Below are 1057 nucleotides of genomic sequence, written 5' to 3'. Positions count from 1 at the left end.
ACCATTTAGATCTAAATTAGTTAAAGTATATATTCTTTGTTGGGCAGATGAAGCTGAATAATATGCTTTCTTTTCTATAGGTCTAATAACGCAATCAACATTCACATTAAGTTGTTCCATATATACAGATAGCTGGCGTATACTTGAATGCATAAATAGTTCTTTTAAACCAAGTTTTATTTTTAACTCTTTTTGTATTTTAGCTAAAAGCACCATCGCTTTTAATGAATGTCCTCCTAATAAGAAGAAATCATCATGTACACTGATTTTTTCTATTTGTAAAACTTCTTGCCAAATTCGAACCAAGTGTTGTTCCAATTCATTATCAGCTTCTTCATAAATTGTATCTATTCCTATACGTTTCTCATCAGGTTCAGGAAGAGCCCTTCGATCTACTTTCCCATTTGTATTTAAAGGTAGATTATCCAGCTGCATAAAGAATGTTGGAATCATATACTCAGGTATTTGCTTCATAAGTTCAGATTTCACTTTTTGAATGTCTAATTCAGATTCTTGAATAATATAAGCTACTAAGTATTTCTCTCCTGTTACAGCTCCTTTAACTACTACAGCTACATCCTGTATTTCTTCCACATTCAATAGACAAGATTCGATTTCAGCTAATTCTATCCGATATCCTCGAACTTTAGCTTGATGATCATTTCTTCCTAAAAACTCAATACTTCCATCTGGTAGCCATCTTGCCATGTCACCTGTTCGATACATTATTTCGCCTTGCTGATATGGATTTGCAATAAATCTTTCTTTAGTTAAATCTTCCTTCTGCCAATAACCTCGTGCTATTCCAACACCAGAAATACATAGTTCTCCAATAACACCAATAGGTTGCAGCTGCTTTTGCTCATCTAAAATATATACTTTAGTGTTAGCTATTGGTTTTCCAATTGGTATATTAGTTTCTACTTTACTTATTTCTCCAGTTGTTGTAACAACCGTATTCTCTGTAGGACCATAGTTATTAAATAATCTATATCCATTCTTTTTATATTTCCTTAGCTGATCACCACCTGTTAGTAACACACGAAGTGAATTATTC

General features: G+C 32.6%; 1 protein-coding gene. It reads right to left on the bottom strand.

All coding sequences use genetic code 11. The features are described from left to right. Positions 1-1057: non-ribosomal peptide synthetase (locus tag ACS2FK_RS30395; protein ID WP_438899976.1), on the bottom strand; the 1057-nt coding region annotated here is incomplete at both ends.

Source organism: Bacillus cereus group sp. BceL220, from assembly GCF_051776965.1.
GTDB classification, from domain to species: domain Bacteria; phylum Bacillota; class Bacilli; order Bacillales; family Bacillaceae_G; genus Bacillus_A; species Bacillus_A cereus.
The sequence above is the reverse complement of the archived record's forward strand: the minus strand, read 5'-3'. Positions and strand labels throughout refer to the sequence as shown.